This is a genomic window from Haloarcula sp. MBLA0138 (genome assembly GCF_055632455.1).
The window spans coordinates 1502870-1517305 of record NZ_CM145746.1 but is presented as its reverse complement, the minus strand read 5'-3'; the positions used below and the strand labels follow the sequence as shown (position 1 = coordinate 1517305).

Here is a 14436-nt window from a genome sequence, read left to right as displayed (position 1 = left end):
TCCAACCTGCCGCGTGCCGTCGGAAAGGCACATAAGGGCGGGGCGGCCACTCCCGGTATGGTCGAGAACGTCATCTGGCCGGTCGCGCTTGACGCCGACCGCTCCCGGAGTGAGGGGCGGCGCGTCGCCCGCGACCTCGCGGTCAGCGACCCCGCCGCCGACGAGATAGCGAAAGCCGTCCAGCAGGTCGGCTACGACGCGGTCATCGAGCGCGACAAGACCTACCCCCGAGAGACGGAACAGCGGGGTCGCGTCGTCGTGAAGAACGCCGACGACGCGACCAAGAGCGACCTGCTCGGGGCCGTCGGCGCGTACCTGCAGGCGCTCCGGGAATGAGGCGCGTCGGGACGGTGGTCCGGGTCGCGCAGGGCCGGTTGGTCGTCCGCTCGCCCGACGAGTCGACGCCCGACTTCGGAACGGACGTGGTCGACGAGGGGCTGACCGAGGTCGGTACCGTCGTCGACGTGTTCGGGCCGGTAGCCCGACCATACGTCGCCGTCTCGCCTGCGGACGACGTTCACCTCCCGTCGCTCGTCGGGTCGCCGCTGTACGCTCGGTGACTCGTTGTTCGCGACGACTCGCTGTCCACCGTCGGTGCCGCGCCGAACGCGGCGACGGTCGGCCCGCCTCGTCCGCTCCGAAATCCTGAAACCGCCGCCCGCCGGAGGGCGTGACATGGACGCTCGCTGGCGTGCGACGGCTGGCTGTGGTCTCATCGCCTGTATCTTCCTGTTCGTCCAGTTGGGGGCGCTGTCGCTCGTGGGACCTTTCGAGTCCGCCGGCTATCAGGCCGTCGAGGACCCGTCGAACCCGACCAACAGCCTGCTGTACGTCGGCGGTATCCTCGTCGCTACGGCGGTGATGTTGCTTGCGTTCAAGTACGACGCCGACCAGTTCATCCGTGGTCTCATCGTCTTCTCGGGCGCGTGGCTCTCCCTGTACGTCTTCCGCGTCCTGGTCCCGCCCGTGGTGACTGTCGGCGGGCGGAACGTCCTCGCGCTCGGCCTCGCGGCGGGGCTGGGAATCGCGTTGCTGGTCCACCCCGAGTGGTACGTCGTCGACGCCGCCGGCGCGGTGATGGGCGCGGCCGCCGCCGGCCTTTTCGGCATCAGTTTCGGCGTCCTCCCGTCGCTCCTCTTGCTCACCGTGTTGGCCGTCTACGACGCCATCAGCGTCTACGGGACCGAGCACATGCTGACGCTGGCCTCCGGCGTGATGGACCTCCGGGTGCCCGTCGTCCTCGTCATCCCGCTGTCGCTGTCGTACTCCTTCCTCGACGCGACGACGCCCGACCCGACGGCCGAGGGCGACGCGGCGGCCGACGGCGCGACCGACGACACCGAGAACGCGGCCGCGGAGGATGAATCCGACGGCACCGACGACGGAGACGGCGACGCCTCGACGGGGATGGACGAGGGGCCACTGGAGCGCGACGCTCTGTTCATCGGCCTCGGCGACGCCGTCATCCCGACCGTGCTCGTCGCCAGCGCGGCCTTCTTCGCCCCGGCCGGGGTGGCGACGGTCGTCGGGGTTCCGCTCCCGGCCCTGACCGCGATGGTCGGGACCTTCCTCGGACTCGCCGTCCTGCTCTGGATGGTCCTCAAGGGCCGCGCGCACGCCGGACTCCCGCTTTTGAACGGCGGGACCATCGCCGGCTACGTCGTCGGCGCGCTCGTCGCCGGCGTCGGACTCGTGGAGGCGCTGGGTCTCGCGCCGTACGTCTGACTCACTCCCCGGTCAGCGCCTCGCTGGCGGGCGCGAACTCGATTTCCTCGCCCCGCCCGGCCTCGCGTGCGCGCTCGTAGAGCATGTGGCCCGCGGCGACCGTCTCGATGGCCGTTCCGCCGGAGTCGAAGACGGTAATCTCGTCGTCGTTGGTCCGGCCGGGGGCCTCGCCCGCGACCACCGCGCCCAGTTCGGCGTGGACGTGATCCTCCTCGACGACGCCCTCCTCGAGGGCGTGTCTGAACGACCCGGCGTCCTGTTCGACGCGGGCGCGCAGGTCCGGGACGTACGTCGCTCGTTCGATAGTCGTCGCGTCGAGTTCGCGCTTCTCCGGGTGGTACTGCCCCATCGCCGTCACGTGCGCGCCGTCGGCCAGCAGTTCGCCGTCGAACACCGGCTCGCTGGCGTCGGTCGCCGTGACGACTACGTCGGCTCCCTCGACGGCCGCCGCCGAGGAGGCGACGGCCGCGACGGTGGCGTCCAAGGCCTCGTTCATCTCGGCCGCGAACGACTCCCGGTGGGCGGCCGTCGGCGAGTACACCTCGACGCGGTCGAACTCTCGGACCGTCGCCGCCGCGCGGACCTGCCCCCGGGCCTGTGCGCCGCTGCCGATGACCGCGAGGTCCGAGGCGTCAGCGCGTGCGAGGGCGTCGACGCCGACCGCGCCCGCCGCGCCGGTCTTGAACGGGTTGAGGCTGGCCCCGTCGAGGACAGCCAGCGGCTCGCCCGACTCGGCGTCGAAAATCGGCAGCGCGAAGTGAGCGTCCCGTTCGCCGAACCCGGCGGCGTAGGTGTACCCGCCCATCGCACCGGTCTCGGGCAGGATAGCGAGATAGCCGGTGAGCATCCCCGCCGGTTCCTCGCTGAACAGCGTCGTCCGCGGCTCGGCCGGCGCGCCGCGACCCCGCTCCCGGTAGCCCTCGCGGACGGCGTCGACGTAGTCGGCGGGAGCTGCGAGGTCGGTGAGGTCGTCGCTCGTCAGGAAGTAGGCGGTTCCGTCTGGCATACGCGGCCCTTCGAGCGAGGCGGTGTTAACACTCGGGGGTCGGGCAGCGAGAACGGTGACGGGTCGGCACAGTCAGTCGGCTGCCTGCACGGGGTCGGACCCGACTTCGGGGCGCGGGTCGACCGGTGCGCGGACGAACATCGCGTGGCCGATGAGGCCGACCGCGACGAGCGAGGCCAGCGGGATGGCGGTCGTCAGCGCGAACCCGGCGACGCTGAGGACGCCGGTGATACCAGCCATTGCGAGCGGAATGAGACCGAGAACGATGTCGTAGTAACCCGTCATAAGTGTGAATAATTGTTCGAGCTATGGGTACATAAGTGTTTCCCGTATGTGTTCAGTAGTATTCTATGTAGGCACAGAGTATTTACTCTGCACTGTAGACAGATACAACTCATAACTTATAGCAATATAAACCACAGATATGCGACGGAGAGTGTCTCTCCCGGCAGTTGTGCTGTCCACCCCGAGGGCCGCTCCGCCGTCGTATCCCGTGGCTCCGGAACCGGGACGCTGGGCGACTGGACTGGTCGGCACCGCTGTGTGAGCGGTCGTCGTCCCCTCCGGACGGATGCTTCGGCCGGGCCCGCGTCTCGCACGCGGGGAGGGACCCGCTCGGGTGCGTTCGCGTCCCGGTCGCGGCCGAGACCCGCCACCGCGGCCGTTTTCAGTGTCTGATAACGAGTTCGACGCTCACGGGTCGCCTTCCGATGCCGATTTTAGCGTCTGATAACTGGGGGGTTGCCCTTATTATAGACCGTCCAATACGACCACGTGGAGAGACGGCGGCACGGACCACCTGTCTCCCCCGAGACCAATGAGTACGAACGCCACGGACGACGCCCGCGACGCAGCCAAGGACGGTGAGCGACGGTACGCCGAACTGAACATCGGCGACGAAGAGTTCGTCATCTACGACCGCGAGAACCATCAGGCGTGGATTCAGTCGACACTCGCCCTCGACGTAGACCAGCTTCGGTGACCGGTCCCGTGGCGGTCACGGCAGCCCCCTGCGGAGCCCCTTTTGACGGACTATCGGAGAAACAGCGTCGCGGCCGCCCGCCACAGACAGAGTAACGTCCCGCCGACAGCGACGGAGACGAGCGCGAAGGTCAGCGCCGCGCCGCCGTGAAACACCGCCGTCGACCTGAGTAACTGGGCGATAGCCACGGCGACGACCCACGAGGCGAACGTCCGCGTCAGCGCGGTACGGACCGACTGGGTGAGCGCGGTCGTGTACTGCCGGCTCGCCAGCGAGACGACCGTCCACCCGACGAGAAACGGTGCCAGCGTCCCGGCCACTCGACCCACGTGGACTAGCGGGTCGTAGCCGTGCGTGTACTCCCCGACCGCGACGAACAGCGTTATCGCCAGTACGTCGCCGACCGCGAGGACCGCCGTCGTCGCCGAGACGTCGACCCGCCCTCGGGCGGCTGTGGAGACGCTCATGTTCCACCCTCGTCGCTCGGCCTACTTTCATCTTCCCCGTCTTCCCGGTGACCGACGACGGTGTAGGCGAACCCATGCTCGGTGACCGTCGGCGACAGGCCGGCGTCCGCGAACGCCGTCGCCAGTTCCTCCGGCGCGACGAACCGCGACTCGAAGCCGACGAGGTGTTCGGCCGCGGCGAGCGCCCGGCCCCTGACCGTCGTCGGGTCGAACTCGCGGACGACGAGGACGCCGCCGGGACGCAGGACCCGCGCCGCCTCGGCGACGACTGCATCGAGCGGGCGCATGTGGTGGAGCGCGTCGACGACGAGAACGGCGTCGACCCGCTCGTCGCCGACCGGGAGTCGCGTCGCGTCGCCAGCGACCGCGCCGAGACCGTGGCCGCGGGCCCGCTGGAGCATCCCGCGGGCCGCGTCGACGACGACCCGCTCGGGCGCGTCGACCCGCCGGACCGCACGCCCGGGGCCGCCGCCTACGTCGAGGATGCGCTCTACGTCCCGTGTCGCCAGCGCGAGCCCCGCGTCGAGTTTCGACGCCCGCGCCCGCGGCATCAGGCGGTCGTACACCGGCGCGAAGCGGTCGAACGACCCCACGTCGTGCATGTTCCGTGATACGGGGCTTCGAACGCATGAAGCCACTGGACGGTGTGACCGGTGACCGCTCCTCCAAGCCGGGTTCGGCGCTCGCGCGGACGCTCTGACTCGGTTGCCACGATACACTGACGGGTCGCATTACCGTGCGAGCGACCGAAGAACGCCGACCCTACCGCCCGTTAACAATCCTCACTATCTAAGCGCGCGGCCGCCCTACCGGGGGGCATGTACGACCGCATACTGGTGCCGACGGACGGGTCCCCGGCGATGACGGCGGTGATCGACCACGCCGTGGGGCTGGCGGAGACACACGGAAGCGAGATACACGGGCTGTACGTCGTCGATACGGGCCGGCCCGCCACCCTCCCGGCGGGGTCGGCGTGGGACGGCGTCACCGGCCTGCTCGGGGAAGAGGGCGACGAGGCGCTGGCCGCGCTGGAACAGGCCTGTGGCACCGTCCCGGTCCGGACCGGGACCAGAGAGGGAACGCCGAGCCGCGAGATAGTCGACTACGCCCGGGAACACGACTGTAACATCGTCGTGATGGGGACCCACGGCCGCGGCGGCATCGACCGCCTCCTGCTCGGGAGTGTCGCCGAGCGCGTCGTCAGGGGCGCTGGCGTTCCGGTCGTGACGGTACCCGTCGGCGCGACCCGCGACGAGTCCGCCGGCGAGGCGACGACGGCGGGACCGCCGGAGTAATTGCCGGTCGACGCCTCACCCGCTCGTCGTCCACCTCAGACCGGTCGCAGGTGGTCGCAGTCCCCCGCCGAGACCGTCTGCCGGCCGTCGTCGGTCTCGACGACCAGCGCGCCGGGGAACGCCACGTCGACGGCCTCGCCCTCGACGGTGCCGCTCGGCGTCTCGACGCGGACCCGCCGCCCCAGCGTCGTCGCGTACTCCCGCCACGCATCGAGGACGCCGTCGGGGTCGCCCCGGAGCGCGTCGAACGACTCCAGTACGCGCTGGGTGAACACACGTCTGTCGACCGGGTCGCCCCGCTCCGCGAGGAGGCTGGTCGGGTTCGCCCCGCCGGGCAGGTCCGCGGGGTCGACGTTGGCGTTGACGCCGATACCGACGACCACCCACGAGGCGCGGTCGGCCTCCCCCTCCATCTCGGTGAGGACGCCGACCAGTTTCCGCTCGCCGCCGCCGGGGCCCGGCACGAGCACGTCGTTGGGCCACTTGATACCGGCCTCGACGCCGGCCTCGCGAGCGGCCCGCGTGACCGCGACGGCGGCCGCGAGCGTGAACACGGGCGCGTGGGCCATCGGCACGTCCGGCCGGACGAGTATCGAGAGCCAGACGCCCCCACTGGGCGAGGCCCACTCGCGGTCCAGTCGCCCGCGGCCGCCGGTCTGCTCGTCGGCCAGCACGACGGTGTCGGTCGCCCCCTCAGCCGCGAGCTCCCGCGCCCGGGCGTTCGTACTCGGGATGCTGTCGTGGTACTCCACCTCGAAGGGGGCGTCCAGCCCGTACTCGACGGCGGGGCCGCCGAACTCCGGGACCGACGCCAGCGCGTAGCCGTCGTCGCCGCTCGTCACCTCGAAGCCCGTCTCCCGGAGCGCCTCGACGTGTTTCCAGACCGCCGACCGGGAGATGCCGAGGTCCTCTGCCAGCGCCGGCCCGGAGACCGGGCCGTCGGCGAGCGCGTCCAGCACGCGGTGGCGCGTTGTTTGCATGCCCGTCCATTCGACGGCGGGCGGTAAAAAGCGGTGGGCGACGCGGTCGGGCGGTCGACTCGAACCGCCCGCGGGTGTCGGCGCGAGCTATCAGCCGATGACGAACAGGAGGTCGCCCATGTCGACGGATTCGCCCTCGCCGACCGCGACCTGATTGACCGTCCCGCCGCGCTCGGCGACGATGTCGTTTTCCATCTTCATCGCTTCGAGCACGCAGAGCACGTCGCCGGACTCGACCTCGTCGCCCTCGTCGATGTTGACTTCGAGGATGGTCCCCTGCATCTCCGCGGTGACCTCTTGGCCCTCGGCGCTGGAGCCGCCGCCGTCGCCGTCGGAGCCGCCGGCGTCGGGACGCTGTGGCCGGTTGCCGCCGCTCCCGTCCCCGGCGTCCACGTCGCCGATGTCGATGGCGGGCGCGCCCTGCTCTTCGAGGTCGACCTCGAAGCGCTTGCCGTTGACTTCGACGGTGAACTGGCGCTCGACGACCTCCTCGTCGTCGCCGCTCTCGCCGGTGGCGTCGCCGCCCCACCGCTCTTGGGCCTCCTCGATGCGCGAGCGGTCGAGGTGTTCGTCGAGGTACTTCGTGGTGTGGGTGCCCCCGACGAACGCGTCGTCGGTGAGCATCAGGCGGTGGAAGGGGACGACTGTCGGGATACCCTCGATGTCGAAGTCCGCGAGCGCGCGCTTGCCCCGCTGGATGCACTCCTCGCGGTCGCCACCGTAGGTGATGAGTTTCGCTATCATCGAATCGTAGTCGGTGACGAGGTCGTCGCCCTGCCGGAGCGCGTCGTCGAGCCTGACGCCGATACCCCCCGGCGGGTCGTACGTGTCGAGGCTCCCGCCGGTCGCCGGCGCGAAGTCGTCGGCGGCGTTCTCCGCGTTGATGCGGAACTCCATGGCGTGGCCCTCTATCTCCACGTCGTCCTGCGAGAAGGTTATCTCCTCGTCCATCGCCACCCTGAGCTGCCACTTCACGATGTCGATGTCGGTTATCTCCTCGGTGACGCAGTGTTCGACCTGAATGCGCGTGTTGACTTCGAGGAAGTAGAAGTTCGTGTCGTCGCCGAGCAGTTCGCCCGGTTCGCGCTCGGTGTCCTCTTCGACGAGGAACTCGACGGTGCCGGCGTTGTAGTAGCCGGCCTCCCGGACCCCGCGGCGGGCCGACTCGCCGATTCTCTCCCGGAGGTCGTCCGAGAGCGCCGGCGAGGGGCCCTCCTCGATGACCTTCTGGTGGCGACGCTGGAGCGAGCAGTCCCGCTCGCCCAGATGGCGGACGTTGCCGTGGTGGTCGGCGATTATCTGGACCTCGATGTGGCGGGGGTTCTCCAAGTAGCGTTCGAGGTAGACGGAGTCGTTCGAGAAGTAGGCCTCGCCCTCGCGCTTGGCGCTTTCGAGTTGCTCCGCGGCCTCGTCGGGGTCGTGGACTATCTTCATCCCGCGGCCGCCGCCACCGCCCTCGGCCTTGATAGCGACGGGGAAGCCGTTCTCCTCGCCGAAGGCGACGACCTCCTCGGGGTCGTCGACGGGGTCGGTCGTCCCGGGGACGATGGGCACGTCCGCGGCCTGCATGATGGTGCGGGCCTTGGTCTTCTCGCCCAGCGACTCCATCGGCCCGCTCTCGGGGCCGACCCAGACGACCCCTTCGGTCTCCTCGACACGCTCGGCGAAGTCGGCGTTCTCCGCGAGGAAGCCGTAGCCGGGGTGGATGGCGTCGGCACCGGCCTGCTTGGCGGCGTCGACGATGGCCGCTTGGTCGAGATACGAGTCCGCCGCGCGGGCCGGGCCGACGTTGTACGCCTCGTCGGCGTACCGGACGTGCCCGGCATGTTTGTCCGCCTCGGAGTAAACCGCGACTGTACCGATGCCCAACTCCTCGCACGCACGCATGACGCGCACCGCGATTTCCCCGCGGTTGGCGACGAGCACCTTGTCGAACATACACCCCCATACCGAGAGTCGGCCCATAAAACTACCCTGCGCGGTGTCAGAACGCCGACGAGAACCGCCGCTGGCGACCGCGGCTCACGGCCGTCGGCGCGCCGCTACATCCGCTCGGTCCGCCCCGCCGCGCTCCACGGGTCGGTGGGTGCCTCCTCGCGGACGCGGACGTGGCGGTGTTGCGTGCCCGCGACGCGCTCGGAGAACGACCACTCCTTCCCGTCCCACGTCTCGGTCTCGCCGCCCGCGGCCGCGGCGGCCGCCGCAGCGGCCGCCCGCTGTTGGTCGGTCAGGTGCGCGCCGACGGCGACGGCGATGGCCGCGGCCTCGTCGAGCGCGGCGTCGGGCACCTGCGCGGCTATCTCGGCGACGAGGTCGGCGTCGACGGTCGGTCCGGCGTCCATGTCGGTGTCGGTGTCTGTCTCAGTAGCCATCGTCACAGTGGGATGTTGCCGTGTTTGCGGTCGGGCTGGTCCTTCCGCTTGCCCCGCAGCAAGTCGAGGTCCTCGACCAGCCGCGGGCGGGTGTCGCGCGGTTCGAGCACGTCGTCGACGAAGCCCCGTTCGGCGGCGGTGTAGGGGTTGGCGAAGGCGTCGCGGTACTCGTCGATGAGCTGTTGCCGGCGGGCCTCCACGTCCTCGGCGGCCTCGAGTTCGTCGTCGTAGAGGACGTTGACCGCGCCCTGTGGCCCCATGACGGCTATCTCGGCGGTGGGCCACGCGTAGTTCACGTCCGCGCCGATGTGTTTCGAGGCCATCACGTCGTAGGCCCCGCCGTAGGCCTTGCGCGTGATGACCGTCAGCAGCGGCACCGTCGCCTCGCTGTAGGCGTACAGCAGCTTCGCGCCGTGGTTGATGATGGCGTCACGCTCCTGGTCCTTGCCGGGCATGAACCCCGGCACGTCGACGAACGTGAGGATGGGGATGTTGAACGCGTCACAGAAGCGGACGAACCGCGCCCCCTTCCGGGAGGCGTCGATGTCCAGCGTCCCGGCGTTGACCCGCGGTTGGTTGCCGACGACGCCGACGGAGTAGCCGTCGAGCCGCCCGAAGCCGGTGACGATGTTGCGGGCGAAGTCCTCGGCCACCTCGAAGAACGACCCCTCGTCGACGACGCCGCCGACCACGTCCACCATGTCGTAGGGCTTCTGTGGCGCGTCGGGGACGGTGTCGACCAGCGTCTCGTCCCGGCGCTCGGGGTCGTCCCACGGGTCGACGCGGGGCGGGTCCTGAACGTTGTTCTGCGGGAGATACGACAGCAGGTAGCGGATGTCGTCCATCGCGGCCTTCTCGTCGGCGGCGGTGAAGTGTGCCACCCCCGACTCCGTGGCGTGGGTGTTGGCCCCGCCGAGTTCGTCGAAGCCCACCTCCTCGCCGGTGACCGTCTCGATGACGTCAGGGCCGGTGATGAACATGTGGCTCGTCTCCTCGACCATGTAGACGAAGTCCGTGATGGCCGGCGAGTACACCGCGCCGCCGGCACACGGCCCCATGATGGCCGAAATCTGCGGGACGACGCCGCTGGCCTGTTGGTTGCGGTGGAAGATGTCGGCGTAGCCCGCCAGCGAGTCGATACCCTCCTGAATCCGCGCGCCGGCGGAGTCGTTCAGCCCGATGATGGGCGCGCCGTTCTCGATGGCCTTGTCCATCACCTTACAGACCTTCTGGGCGAAGGCCTCGCCCAGCGACCCGCCCAACACGGTGAAGTCGTGGGCGAAGACGTAGACGCGCTCGCCGTTTACCTTCCCGTAGCCGACGACGACGCCGTCGCCGGGGTGCCGCTTCTCGTCCATGTCGAAGTTCGTCGAGCGGTGCTCGCGCAGCGCGTCCACCTCGACGAACGTGTCGTCGTCGAGGAAGTAGTCGATGCGCTCGCGGGCGGTCAGTTTCCCCTTCTCGTGTTGGGACTCGATGCGTTCTTCGCCGCCGCCACGCTCGGCCTCGGCCTTGCGCTCGCGGAGGTCCTCGACGCGGTCGTCGTGGCTCACGCGGCATCACGGCTCCCGGACCAGCACATACACGCCCCGTCGAGGGCGTCCGAGAAAAGCGTTACCGAATCCGAAGCATCGACCGTGATAGACCGAACCGTCGGAGTTTAGGGGGGGTGTAACGTCTGACCGCGCGTGAAGAACATCGCGGCCACACAGCACAACCCCTTCGGCTTCGAGCCACCCTGTGAGCCGTTCGTCCCGGGCTACGGCGACGCCAACGCCCACTTCCACGTCGTCGGCGACCACCCTCGCGTCCACGGTGGACTGGAGTCGGGCATCCCGTTTACCGACAGCGAGGCCGGCGAGCGCCTCCAGCGGGCGCTGGTCGAGGCCGGCCTGCTCTCGGCGGCCGGGACGCCCCCGACCGTCGAGCAGACGTACCTCTCGTACCTGTACATGTGCGGGGACCGGACGCCGACCGACGCCGACTACGCCGAGCAGGAGCCGCTGCTCGACTCCGCGGTCCGGGCCATCACCGCCCACGTCCTGCTCCCCGTCGGCGAGCGGGCGACCCGCTGGGTGTTCGCCAACATGACCTCGGAGCCGACCGACGACATCGACATGGACGCGCGCCACGCGACGGAGGTCGTCGGCAGCGGCTGGCTGGTCTACCCCATCAAGGAACCCGCGGCGTGGACCGACGACGACGAGCGCCGCCTCGTCGACGCGCTGGTGGCGCTCCGACAGACGGACTACCGCCGCGAGGCCGAACTCGGCCGGTTCCTGCCGGGCGACGCGGCGTGGCGCGTCCGGTAGACCGGTGCGTACTTGACTCGGGCGGTCGAACCCCGCCGCGATGGTCCTCCACTTGCTTCTGCCCGCACTGGTCGCGTTCGCGTTCGTGATGATAGCGGCCTACGCCGGGACGCTGCGCGCGCTGGAAGTGTACTTCGACCCCACGCAGGACAGCATCTTCCTCTCGGACGACGCCGGCCCGCGCGACCCGCCCGAATGAGCGAGCGGCGGCGTTACTCGCCGAGAGCATCGGCGTCGACCGGCGTCGCCGTCCGCCAGTAGTGGTCGAACGTGTCGTCGGCCCACGACCGGACCGCCGTCGCGTCCGTGTCGACGGAGGCCCGCAGGACGCCGTTCTCGTCGCGCAACAGGAGGTGGACGACGCCGTCGACGATGCTGACCGCCAGCGGGATGCCCTCCTCGCGGACCCGCACCTGCGCGTCTTCGGCCGCGAGCAGGTCCGTAAGCGTCGCCCGCAACTGCGCGTCCTCGGCCAAGGCGTCGATGGCCGACCGGGAGAAAACGCCCTTCAGCCGCCCGCCGTCGGTGACGTGGTCGCGGGCGACGGTGAGACTCTGCTCGTTGAAGGCGTGAGAGAACAGCCGTATCTCGTCGCACTCGCGCATCAGGTCCAGCACGCGCTGGAGCGGCGCGTTCGGCCGCGTCTGGGTCGGCGTCGTGATGGTGGCGTCGGCGAGGTGACGCAGGTCGAAGTCCATCGCGTGGGTCGGGAGGTAGCGGACGATACCCCGCAGTTCCTGTTCGGTTTCGAGGATGTCGAGCAGGTCGGTCACCCCCTCGGCGACGAGTCGGCCCGTCGCCGTGGCGACGTACCCCCCGTCGGCCCGCCGGACCCAACTGCGCTCCTCGAAGTCCTCCAGAATGCGCCCCAGCGTCGCCTGTGACGCGCCCGTCTCGTCGGCCAGTCCCCGCCGGGTGTGGCGACCCGCCGCCAGCAGGCGCAATACCTCGACGCGGTTGGCCGACAGCGCGAGGAACTCCACCTCCGACAGCGCTGATTCCATACCCGTCCCCACGCGGGCGCGAGGGAAAGCGGTTTCGGCCCGTGAAAATATTTCACACCGTGAAAACCGCCCGCGCGGCGTCGCCCGTTTCCCGCCGCGTAATATTTTCTGAACGGGTCTATAAGGACCTGTACCGTACGCTTTGGTACGATGTCCTCTTCGCTCGATTCCGTCATCTCTCGTGGTTGCGCGCCGTCGGAGGTGTCCCGCTGATGGTCGCTCGCCGGACGCTCGCGCTGGGCGCGCTCGCCAGCGTCCTGTTCGGCGGCACGTTCGTCGCGGCGAAGGCCGGACTGGCGTACTTCCCGCCGCTCCTGTTCGTCGCGCTGCGGTTCGACGTGGCCGCCGCCGCGCTGCTGGGCTACGCCGCGCTCACTCGTACGCCCGCCGAGTTCCTGCCGCGGACGCGGGCCGACGTAGCCGGTGTCCTCGCTACCGGCGTGTTCACCATCGGACTGGCGAACGCGCTCCTGTTCGTCGGCCAGCAGTACGCGACCAGCGCCGTCGCGGCAATCGTCTTCAGTCTGAACCCCGTTCTGACGCCGGTGTTCGCCGCTCTGTTGCTCTCAGACGAGCGGCTCTCGGCCCGCGGCGCGGTCGGACTCTCGCTTGGCCTCGTCGGCGTCGCCCTCGTCGTGAGTCCCGACCCGGCAACGCTCCTGTCGGGCGGTGTCGGCAAGGCCGTCCTGTTCGTCGGCGCGGTCAGCGCGGCACTGGGGAGCGTCCTCGTCCGGCGGGCCGACGCCGACCTCGACAGCACCGTCCGGACCGCGTGGGGACTGCCCTTCGCCGCCGCGCTGTGTCACGCGCTCAGCCTCTCGGCCGGCGAGACCGTCGCCAGCGTCGTCTGGACACCCGCGGCGGTGACGGCGCTGCTGTACGTCGGCCTGCTCGCCGGCGCGGTGGCCTACATCGCCTACTTCGGCCTGCTCGACCGGGTCGGCGCGACCGACGCCAACGTCGTGTTCTACGTCGTGCCCGCGGTGACCACGCTTGGCGGGTGGGCGCTGCTGGGCGAGACCGTCTCGTCGACGGCCGCCGCGGGGTTCCTGACCATCTTCGTCGGGTTCGCCGTGCTGGGCAGCGAGGCCGTCGACCTCGGGTCACTGGCCGACGGGGTGCGGTCGTTCGTCGGCGGGGCCGACGCCGACTGGCCCGACGAAGAGGCGACCGAGTCCTTCGGCGTCGGCGACGACCCGCGCGGTTTCGAGTCGGACTGACCACGCGGGAAGGACTTATGTACGCGTACGAATAACCGCCGCCGTGAGCCGAGTCACCGTCTCTCTCTCCGACAGGACGCTGAACGACATCGAACGACTGGTCGAACAGGGCGACTTCCTTGACCGCGAGAAAGCCGTCGAGGACCTCCTCGAACAGGGTATCGCGGCCTACACGGTCACGACCGAGGACGACGACGAGACCGACGACATGTTCGCCGAGATGACCGGCGACCGGCAGGACCCCGCGGCGCGCGACGAGGACGAGGGCTACGGGTTCTGAGACGGCGGGCGACACGCCGGCTGACGCCGCCTACGCCTCGCCGTAGACGGGTACCGCCGCGCCGCTGGTGACGGTCGCCGCGCCCGAGCAGAGAAACAGCATCACGGCGGCGATGTCGTCGGGGTCGACCCACTCGTCGAACGCCGCGTCGGGCATCATCTCGCGGTTCATCGGGGTGTCGATGACGCTGGGCAACACGCTGTTTGCCCGCACCGTCCCGAGGTTCTCCGCCGCGACGGTCTCGGTCAGCAGGCGCACGCCGGCTTTCGTCGCCCGGTAGATGCCGTCGCCCTCGCCGCCCTCCAGCGAGGCCCGCGCCGAGACGGAGACGACAGCGCCCTCGGTCTCCCGGAGGTGCGGGAGCGCGTGTTTCGACGCGAGAAACATCGTCTTGAGGTTGACGCCGAACAGGAAGTCGAAGGTGTCGGCGTCGGTCTCGTCTATCGGGGTCCCGCCGCGCCACGTCCCGGCGACGTTGAGCAGGTAGTCGAGGCGGCCGTGTTCGTCGACCACGTCCCCGACGACGCGGGCCACGTCGTCCTCGTCGGTGAAGTCCCCCCGGTGGAAGTCGAGGCGGTCGGGGTCCTCGAACTGGAAGTCCTCGCTGTCCGGGCCGACCACGTCCGCACCACAGACCGTCGCGCCGGCGTCGAGGAAGGCCGCCGCGACGGAACTCCCGAGCGCCCCGCCGACGCCGGTCACCAGTGCCACGTCGCCGCCGAAGTCGAACTCGACAGACATACGTTAGCGGACGCGCGGCCGGCGGATAAAACCCGCAGGCGGTCGGCGCGGC

At 69.9% G+C, this 14436-nt stretch carries 19 protein-coding genes; 9 read left to right on the top strand and 10 right to left on the bottom strand.

Annotation, left to right across the window (positions count from 1 at the left end; translation table 11 throughout):
* Positions 1–57 precede the first annotated feature (57 nt).
* The 3 genes from srp19 to ACV7JO_RS08055 all read left to right on the top strand — a co-directional run bounded on the left by srp19 (position 58) and on the right by ACV7JO_RS08055 (position 1725).
* Positions 58–336, top strand: coding sequence for a signal recognition particle subunit SRP19 (srp19, locus tag ACV7JO_RS08065; protein ID WP_470352894.1), 279 nt, complete (start codon positions 58–60; stop codon positions 334–336).
* Positions 333–560, top strand: coding sequence for an H/ACA ribonucleoprotein complex subunit GAR1 (locus ACV7JO_RS08060; RefSeq protein ID WP_470352893.1), 228 nt, complete (start codon positions 333–335; stop codon positions 558–560). The genes srp19 and ACV7JO_RS08060 overlap by 4 nt, the downstream gene beginning before the upstream one ends.
* 115 nt (positions 561–675) lie before the next feature.
* A complete protein-coding gene (locus tag ACV7JO_RS08055; RefSeq protein ID WP_470352892.1) occupies positions 676–1725 on the top strand; it encodes a presenilin family intramembrane aspartyl protease PSH in 1050 nt (349 codons plus the stop codon).
* Position 1726: 1 nt separating this feature from the next.
* Here ACV7JO_RS08055 and ACV7JO_RS08050 read toward each other — a convergent pair whose 3' ends face one another.
* Both ACV7JO_RS08050 and ACV7JO_RS08045 read right to left on the bottom strand, forming a co-directional pair.
* Positions 1727–2731 (bottom strand): ornithine cyclodeaminase family protein, encoded by a 1005-nt coding sequence (locus ACV7JO_RS08050; RefSeq protein WP_470352891.1) that lies wholly within the window; start codon positions 2729–2731, stop codon positions 1727–1729.
* Between the two features lie 72 nt (positions 2732–2803).
* The gene (locus ACV7JO_RS08045; protein ID WP_470352890.1) at positions 2804–3016 is read right to left on the bottom strand and encodes a DUF8015 family protein; all 213 of its coding nucleotides are present in this window, start codon (positions 3014–3016) and stop codon (positions 2804–2806) included.
* Between the two features lie 532 nt (positions 3017–3548).
* Between ACV7JO_RS08045 and ACV7JO_RS08040 the strand changes: the two genes are divergently transcribed.
* Positions 3549–3713 carry a DUF7331 family protein gene (locus tag ACV7JO_RS08040; RefSeq protein ID WP_470352889.1) on the top strand — a complete coding sequence of 55 codons (165 nt, stop codon included), beginning with the start codon at positions 3549–3551 and terminating at the stop codon, positions 3711–3713.
* A 50-nt stretch (positions 3714–3763) separates the two neighbouring features.
* Here ACV7JO_RS08040 and ACV7JO_RS08035 read toward each other — a convergent pair whose 3' ends face one another.
* Complete coding sequence (locus tag ACV7JO_RS08035; protein WP_470352888.1) at positions 3764–4180, bottom strand: DUF3054 domain-containing protein; 417 nt, start codon at positions 4178–4180, stop codon at positions 3764–3766.
* Positions 4177–4782: a class I SAM-dependent methyltransferase gene (locus ACV7JO_RS08030; RefSeq protein ID WP_470352887.1), complete on the bottom strand. Its 606-nt coding sequence runs from the start codon at positions 4780–4782 to the stop codon at positions 4177–4179. The genes ACV7JO_RS08035 and ACV7JO_RS08030 overlap by 4 nt, the downstream gene beginning before the upstream one ends.
* 216 nt (positions 4783–4998) lie before the next feature.
* On the opposite strand from ACV7JO_RS08030, the gene ACV7JO_RS08025 reads away from it, so the two are divergent.
* A complete protein-coding gene (locus ACV7JO_RS08025; protein ID WP_470352886.1) occupies positions 4999–5475 on the top strand; it encodes a universal stress protein in 477 nt (158 codons plus the stop codon).
* Between the two features lie 35 nt (positions 5476–5510).
* Here ACV7JO_RS08025 and ACV7JO_RS08020 read toward each other — a convergent pair whose 3' ends face one another.
* The 4 genes from ACV7JO_RS08020 to ACV7JO_RS08005 form a co-directional block, all read right to left on the bottom strand.
* Complete coding sequence (locus ACV7JO_RS08020; RefSeq protein ID WP_470352885.1) at positions 5511–6455, bottom strand: biotin--[acetyl-CoA-carboxylase] ligase; 945 nt, start codon at positions 6453–6455, stop codon at positions 5511–5513.
* A gap of 90 nt (positions 6456–6545) precedes the next feature.
* Positions 6546–8393 (bottom strand): acetyl-CoA carboxylase biotin carboxylase subunit, encoded by a 1848-nt coding sequence (locus tag ACV7JO_RS08015; RefSeq protein WP_470352884.1) that lies wholly within the window; start codon positions 8391–8393, stop codon positions 6546–6548.
* 104 nt (positions 8394–8497) lie between these two features.
* Positions 8498–8827 carry a DUF8022 family protein gene (locus ACV7JO_RS08010; protein ID WP_470352883.1) on the bottom strand — a complete coding sequence of 110 codons (330 nt, stop codon included), beginning with the start codon at positions 8825–8827 and terminating at the stop codon, positions 8498–8500.
* 2 nt (positions 8828–8829) lie between these two features.
* Complete coding sequence (locus ACV7JO_RS08005) at positions 8830–10380, bottom strand: acyl-CoA carboxylase subunit beta (RefSeq protein ID WP_470352882.1); 1551 nt, start codon at positions 10378–10380, stop codon at positions 8830–8832.
* A gap of 135 nt (positions 10381–10515) precedes the next feature.
* On the opposite strand from ACV7JO_RS08005, the gene ACV7JO_RS08000 reads away from it, so the two are divergent.
* Both ACV7JO_RS08000 and ACV7JO_RS07995 read left to right on the top strand, forming a co-directional pair.
* Complete coding sequence (locus tag ACV7JO_RS08000) at positions 10516–11139, top strand: uracil-DNA glycosylase family protein (RefSeq protein ID WP_470352881.1); 624 nt, start codon at positions 10516–10518, stop codon at positions 11137–11139.
* Between the two features lie 40 nt (positions 11140–11179).
* Positions 11180–11338 (top strand): hypothetical protein, encoded by a 159-nt coding sequence (locus ACV7JO_RS07995; RefSeq protein WP_470352880.1) that lies wholly within the window; start codon positions 11180–11182, stop codon positions 11336–11338.
* 13 nt (positions 11339–11351) lie between these two features.
* Here ACV7JO_RS07995 and ACV7JO_RS07990 read toward each other — a convergent pair whose 3' ends face one another.
* Positions 11352–12143 (bottom strand): helix-turn-helix transcriptional regulator, encoded by a 792-nt coding sequence (locus ACV7JO_RS07990; RefSeq protein ID WP_470352879.1) that lies wholly within the window; start codon positions 12141–12143, stop codon positions 11352–11354.
* Between the two features lie 212 nt (positions 12144–12355).
* On the opposite strand from ACV7JO_RS07990, the gene ACV7JO_RS07985 reads away from it, so the two are divergent.
* Positions 12356–13363: a DMT family transporter gene (locus tag ACV7JO_RS07985; protein ID WP_470352878.1), complete on the top strand. Its 1008-nt coding sequence runs from the start codon at positions 12356–12358 to the stop codon at positions 13361–13363.
* A gap of 43 nt (positions 13364–13406) precedes the next feature.
* Positions 13407–13643, top strand: a complete 237-nt coding sequence (locus tag ACV7JO_RS07980; protein WP_470352877.1) for a DUF7120 family protein — start codon at positions 13407–13409, stop codon at positions 13641–13643.
* A 30-nt stretch (positions 13644–13673) separates the two neighbouring features.
* On the opposite strand, the gene ACV7JO_RS07975 is transcribed toward ACV7JO_RS07980, so the two are convergent.
* A complete protein-coding gene (locus tag ACV7JO_RS07975; RefSeq protein ID WP_470352876.1) occupies positions 13674–14384 on the bottom strand; it encodes an SDR family oxidoreductase in 711 nt (236 codons plus the stop codon).
* Positions 14385–14436: the final 52 nt, after the last annotated feature.

Bases quoted from the DNA above. Each gene is read 5' to 3' on its own strand.
- ACV7JO_RS08045 (WP_470352890.1), bottom strand. From the start codon at position 3,016: ATGACGGGTTACTACGACATCGTTCTCGGTCTCATTCCGCTCGCAATG.
- srp19 (WP_470352894.1), top strand. From the start codon at position 58: ATGGTCGAGAACGTCATCTGGCCGGTCGCGCTTGACGCCGACCGCTCC.
- ACV7JO_RS08010 (WP_470352883.1), bottom strand. From the start codon at position 8,827: ATGGCTACTGAGACAGACACCGACACCGACATGGACGCCGGACCGACC.
- ACV7JO_RS08060 (WP_470352893.1), top strand. From the start codon at position 333: ATGAGGCGCGTCGGGACGGTGGTCCGGGTCGCGCAGGGCCGGTTGGTC.
- ACV7JO_RS08035 (WP_470352888.1), bottom strand. From the start codon at position 4,180: ATGAGCGTCTCCACAGCCGCCCGAGGGCGGGTCGACGTCTCGGCGACG.
- ACV7JO_RS08025 (WP_470352886.1), top strand. From the start codon at position 4,999: ATGTACGACCGCATACTGGTGCCGACGGACGGGTCCCCGGCGATGACG.
- ACV7JO_RS08020 (WP_470352885.1), bottom strand. From the start codon at position 6,455: ATGCAAACAACGCGCCACCGCGTGCTGGACGCGCTCGCCGACGGCCCG.
- ACV7JO_RS08050 (WP_470352891.1), bottom strand. From the start codon at position 2,731: ATGCCAGACGGAACCGCCTACTTCCTGACGAGCGACGACCTCACCGAC.
- ACV7JO_RS07990 (WP_470352879.1), bottom strand. From the start codon at position 12,143: ATGGAATCAGCGCTGTCGGAGGTGGAGTTCCTCGCGCTGTCGGCCAAC.
- ACV7JO_RS08040 (WP_470352889.1), top strand. From the start codon at position 3,549: ATGAGTACGAACGCCACGGACGACGCCCGCGACGCAGCCAAGGACGGT.
- ACV7JO_RS07985 (WP_470352878.1), top strand. From the start codon at position 12,356: ATGGTCGCTCGCCGGACGCTCGCGCTGGGCGCGCTCGCCAGCGTCCTG.
- ACV7JO_RS07995 (WP_470352880.1), top strand. From the start codon at position 11,180: ATGGTCCTCCACTTGCTTCTGCCCGCACTGGTCGCGTTCGCGTTCGTG.
- ACV7JO_RS08030 (WP_470352887.1), bottom strand. From the start codon at position 4,782: ATGCACGACGTGGGGTCGTTCGACCGCTTCGCGCCGGTGTACGACCGC.
- ACV7JO_RS08055 (WP_470352892.1), top strand. From the start codon at position 676: ATGGACGCTCGCTGGCGTGCGACGGCTGGCTGTGGTCTCATCGCCTGT.
- ACV7JO_RS07975 (WP_470352876.1), bottom strand. From the start codon at position 14,384: ATGTCTGTCGAGTTCGACTTCGGCGGCGACGTGGCACTGGTGACCGGC.
- ACV7JO_RS08015 (WP_470352884.1), bottom strand. From the start codon at position 8,393: ATGTTCGACAAGGTGCTCGTCGCCAACCGCGGGGAAATCGCGGTGCGC.